Annotated in this window: 6 protein-coding genes; all 6 read right to left on the reverse strand. The window is 27.8% G+C overall.

The genetic code is table 11. The annotated features are described in order from the left end of the window. Window positions 1-183: 183 nt before the first annotated feature. The 6 genes from Q0V15_RS11870 to Q0V15_RS11895 all read right to left on the reverse strand — a co-directional run bounded on the left by Q0V15_RS11870 (window position 184) and on the right by Q0V15_RS11895 (window position 4,792). Window positions 184-1,911, reverse strand: a complete 1,728-nt coding sequence (locus Q0V15_RS11870) for a terminase large subunit (RefSeq protein WP_297439278.1) — start codon at window positions 1,909-1,911, stop codon at window positions 184-186. Window positions 1,912-1,919: 8 nt separating this feature from the next. Then, window positions 1,920-2,453 (reverse strand): phage terminase small subunit P27 family, encoded by a 534-nt coding sequence (locus Q0V15_RS11875; protein WP_367173773.1) that lies wholly within the window; start codon window positions 2,451-2,453, stop codon window positions 1,920-1,922. 171 nt (window positions 2,454-2,624) lie between these two features. Beyond that, window positions 2,625-3,053, reverse strand: coding sequence for an HNH endonuclease (locus Q0V15_RS11880; protein ID WP_297439080.1), 429 nt, complete (start codon window positions 3,051-3,053; stop codon window positions 2,625-2,627). Between the two features lie 329 nt (window positions 3,054-3,382). Continuing rightward, a complete protein-coding gene (locus tag Q0V15_RS11885; RefSeq protein WP_297439280.1) occupies window positions 3,383-3,913 on the reverse strand; it encodes a hypothetical protein in 531 nt (176 codons plus the stop codon). Between the two features lie 174 nt (window positions 3,914-4,087). Next, complete coding sequence (locus Q0V15_RS11890; RefSeq protein WP_297439282.1) at window positions 4,088-4,336, reverse strand: hypothetical protein; 249 nt, start codon at window positions 4,334-4,336, stop codon at window positions 4,088-4,090. Between the two features lie 300 nt (window positions 4,337-4,636). Beyond that, window positions 4,637-4,792: a helix-turn-helix domain-containing protein gene (locus tag Q0V15_RS11895; RefSeq protein WP_297439284.1), complete on the reverse strand. Its 156-nt coding sequence runs from the start codon at window positions 4,790-4,792 to the stop codon at window positions 4,637-4,639. Window positions 4,793-4,827: the final 35 nt, after the last annotated feature.

Consider the following 4,827-nt stretch of genomic DNA (forward strand, 5'->3'; position numbering starts at 1 on the left):
TCTCTCCTTTTCAAAGGATTTCTTGCAAAATAAATACCAAGAACTATAAATATTATTCCTATAACATATATTCCAATCGATATACTAAGTAATAATGTCATTCCAGATACTATAATAAGACCTATGATGATTAAAAAATCTTCTAAGTAATTATAAAATACATCTTTTATTTTCTTCACTTTATCATCTCCATAACTTTCTTAAGAAATCTTCATTAGCATATTTATTAATATCAATACTTGTTAATCTTTCTTGTTTAAATACTAATTTATAAGCATCAATTATTGCATCTACTGGATCTATTCTCTTGACTCTTCTATTTTTATCAATTTTAATTTCTCCTGCTGCATTTGAAACTGTTTTAGCATTTACAACACTCCAAGCAAGTAATTCATTCGATTCGTTATACTGAATATTCTCAGCTTTAACTTCTAACTGAAAGTCTTCCGTTGGATCGTTAAGATATTTACAAGTTTGATATATCTCAATACAATCACACCCTAATTCTTCTAAGTCTTGTAAAAATGTATCTGCATTATGAGGATCATATCCTAGTTGTTCAATTTTTATATCATATTCTTTAACTAAGTTTTTTAAATATGTAATTATATATCTATAATCAGTTTTTATTCCTCCAAGAGTTTCCGTAACTGTAAGCAATCCTTGATTTATCCAAACATCATAAGGTACATCATCACTTTCAATATGTTCTGCGACTCTTTTTGCTGGAATAAAACTATGTGAATGGATAAAATATTTCTTGATTCCATCTTCATAGTAAACAAATATAAGTGCTAACGATGTTAAATCTCCACCACTACTTAAATCAAGCCCTATAAAGCAAATTTCTCCTCTAAAATCTTCTAATGTTTTATTACAAGCACACATTTTAAACTCCGTAGGACTAATATACTGATTATTGCTAAACTCATACCATATATTTAATGACTTAGTTAAAAAATTTCTTAAATCTTCTCCACCTTTTTCTCTAGATTCCTTTGCAAAACGCTTTAGGTTATCTAATGCCTGTGGCAGGTTCGCTACTAACGGATTAGCTTTTACCCAATTTTTATAATCCCAAATATCATCTTCTTTATCCATTTGAGCTATATAAACAAAATATTCTTCATTTTCCGTAGTACCTGCAAGTACTTGTTTGCAATATTCCCATTCTTTATGACATGGTCCATTTAAATTAAATCCTGCTGTTGTAATAATTAAAATTAAATATTCATCTTGGTTAACTGCTCCATCTTCTAATAACTTAACCATTTGGTTAGTTTTATGACTATGGTATTCATCAATAATTCCTCCATGAGGATCAAATCCATCAATAGTTCCTGTATCTCTACCAAGAGCCATAATTTGAGAACCATTTAACTTACAAGTAATAGTTGATGCATGATCTTGAACTCTAAATATTTCTCTTAAATCAGAATCCATACCAATAAAATTAGCTGCTTGCTTCCAAACTATTCTTGCCTGCTTCATTTTTGTTGCTGTTGCATAAACTTGTGCATTAGGATAGTTATCAAAACCACTAAGTTTAATAGCATTTCCACCACTAAGTAACGATTTTGCGTTCTTTCTGCCAAGTTGTAAATATGCTTTTTTAAACCTTCTATACCCAGTTGATTTATTAACCCACCCATATATCGAACCTATTATAAAATCTTGAAATCCAAATAACTCTATTTGTGTTCCTGCAATTTTACCATCTGTAAAACTTAAACTTTCAAAGAAATCTATATTAGCTAAGGACTTTTCAACTAGGAACTCATATTTATAAGCACTATACTTAGACTTTTCCAAATCTTCTAAATGTCTGTTACAAGCTTGTTTTACCAAGTCTCCTGCAATAATAATTCCATCAAGAACATCATTTGCGTATTTTGTTACTCTATCAATCATTCTCTCACCTACATAAACCTTGAAAATTTATTTTCTGGCTTATCATCATCTTCTTGAGGAACTACTAATCTACATCTACTCGTAATACTTAGTCCAAGATCTGATGCACATTTTCTACATGTATCTAAAACTCTAAGTTGCATCTTTAAAAGTGTTTCATAATCTTCATCTAATATAACTTCTTCATGATCTCCGATTAAAATCCCTTCATCATCATAATCCAGAACTTTTACAACTTTAGTTGGTGCTCTATCATCAACTTCTTTTGTAATTTTCAAATATTCTTTTCTTGTTTTAATAAAAAAAGATAGTGAATCAACATCTAAATTAGACATAATTCCTATCTCAATTAACTCTTTTGCTATCTTATTGAACTCTTTTTTCTCAATTTTAGCTAAGTAACTCGGTGCTTTTACTTTATCACTTTTAACTTTTACTTCATTTGACTTTCTACTTTTTATTTCATCTTTAGTAAGATGCTTCTTACCTTTTAAAACTACTAAATCAGTTGGTTGCCTAGGTCTAGCTATGTTAATCACCACCTTTCTTTTTTTATGAAATTTTATAGTTTTTCTTTTTTTTAAACTTAATTTTATGGATTCCCCAACAATCCCACCCACGCCAAAAAATTCATTTAGGGAGTTTTTGCACGAGAGCACATATATACATGGACCTGGAAGCAATTGCAAAAATATTTTGCTATCCCCCCTACCCTACTGCATAATCTCCCTTAATTTCGTCTGCATAGCTATTTTATCCTCATTACTCATTTTATACTTCTTATGAACATAAAAATGGCATCTATCACAAAGACAAATCAGATTACTCATACTTGTTCTAAGTTCCCAAGTATCTTTAAGCTCTTCAATATGATGTACGTTATTAACAAATGATAACTTACCTTTGCTATCGCATAACCTACATATGCCTTTATCTCTAGCCTTAACAACATCTCGTGTAAATACCCAGTTCTGAGTCTTATAAAACTTTTGCTCTTTATCATCAGTTCTTTTGCCTTTATATTTTTGATAAGTTTCTTTATCTTGTATTTTCTTTTTATATTCAAACTTCTTTTTACATTCATCACATATTTTCATCTCTTGCGGTATGATCTTTTGACACCTGCAAAATTTCTTTAACATTTATCTCACCTAATTCCCTTAAAAATCCACGTAAAAAAACCACCTGTATTTCTACAAATGGTTTATCGTTGCAGTATAAAATTTCATATCTGTATAGGTGTTTATTCTACACTTAAAAGTTATCTCATATATTATAATAACATACCTTACTATTCAATAGTATAAAAGGATGTAGCTATAATAACTCAATAGCTACATTCTTTTATACATTCAGATTATATAAAACTATGACAATATATATTCTAACATAAATTATTATAATAAAATTTCAAAAAATTTCACATTAATTTCATAAAATTTCAGTAAAATTTCACAAAAATTTCATGTTTTTAAAAAGTTATTAAAGGAAATAATGTTTCTTCCCAGCTATTAACTCTTTTTATTGCTAACTCTTTAAGCCTTGTAATGCTTGCCTCACTCATATTCATAGCAATAGCAATTTCTTTATTTGCTTTTCTATTTCCATATTTATATTTTATAAAATCTAATATATCTTTATTAAGCATATTTATATTACTTTCTATTATTTTATTCTTTTCATCTATATTTCTAATTCTTCTTTCAAGATTATCTATTTCTATATAAACCCTAGCCTTTTCTATTTCTAAATCTTCTATCATTTTTATCATCATTTTTTCAACGCAGCTAATTCCATCACTCGATGTTTGTACTCTAGCTTCATAGCTAATAGCTTTTATATCAGCATCTATTTTTATATCAACATTTTTAATCTTATCTTCTAGCTCCTGGTGATACTTTTTTAAATATTTAATTTTTTCCTCATAACTTCTTATAAGTTTATCTTTATCAAAATAGCTATATAATTTCTTTTCTGTCTTTCTAAAAATATTATCTCTCATTTACCTTTCTCCTTATAATTTACTTGCAAAATCTACTCTGGCATTATAAACTTAAAGTGTTATATATGCTCTTGTGACTAAGTTTATATATTTCATTATCTAAGCAATCTAGCAAGCCTCTAGGTTGCTTTTTTTATTTTCTAAATCTTCGCTACATATATTTCAATGTCGCACTTATAGTAACTTGCTTAAATCTAGTATCTTATCTAAAACTATTACTTTACGTTCTAAGAAATTCAATGACATTAATAATTCTGATAATTGGTTATACTTTTCTTCTAAAAGATAATTCTCTACTCTTTCACTACGATCCACTTCTATTTCTCTCTTTAGTTCCTCTATTTCAAAGTTTTTAATTCCTATAAATTTTAGATGATACTTTCTTTGTCCTCTTGCTTCTATTACATTTATTATTTCATTCATTATTATTACCTTCTTCCACTTGTAAATTAAATACAAATACTCCAACAAAAATCACTTGTTGGTAAAACTTGGTGTGGTAAAATTATAGTGTCATTAATATTGGCAAAATCATTTAACATGAGAATATATGCTTAGCCGAGCATATATTCTTTTGTAGACTATTTAATAAACCCATTAAACTATTTAACAAATTTATAAACTAAAAGTATATGCTTAATTTTGCATATGCTTTTTTATTTCACTCGTAATTTAAAACAATGTCGCACACTTTTTTATGTTAAATCCCATATTTAACTCATTCTATAACCCTATCATTTTAGTTAATCTACTATGAACTATTGAACTAATAGTAGTCCTTGGCACTTTATAAACTTCAGCTAATTCATCAACGCTCATTCCATTCATATATTTTTCTAATATTTTTCTTCTTGTATCGTAATTTATTATTTTTTTCATTCGTAATTCTCCTTAATCTCTCGTTCTAAGCTTAA

Origin of the sequence: uncultured Clostridium sp. (assembly GCF_947036855.1) — a bacterium.
In the GTDB taxonomy this organism is placed as follows: domain Bacteria; phylum Bacillota; class Clostridia; order Clostridiales; family Clostridiaceae; genus Sarcina.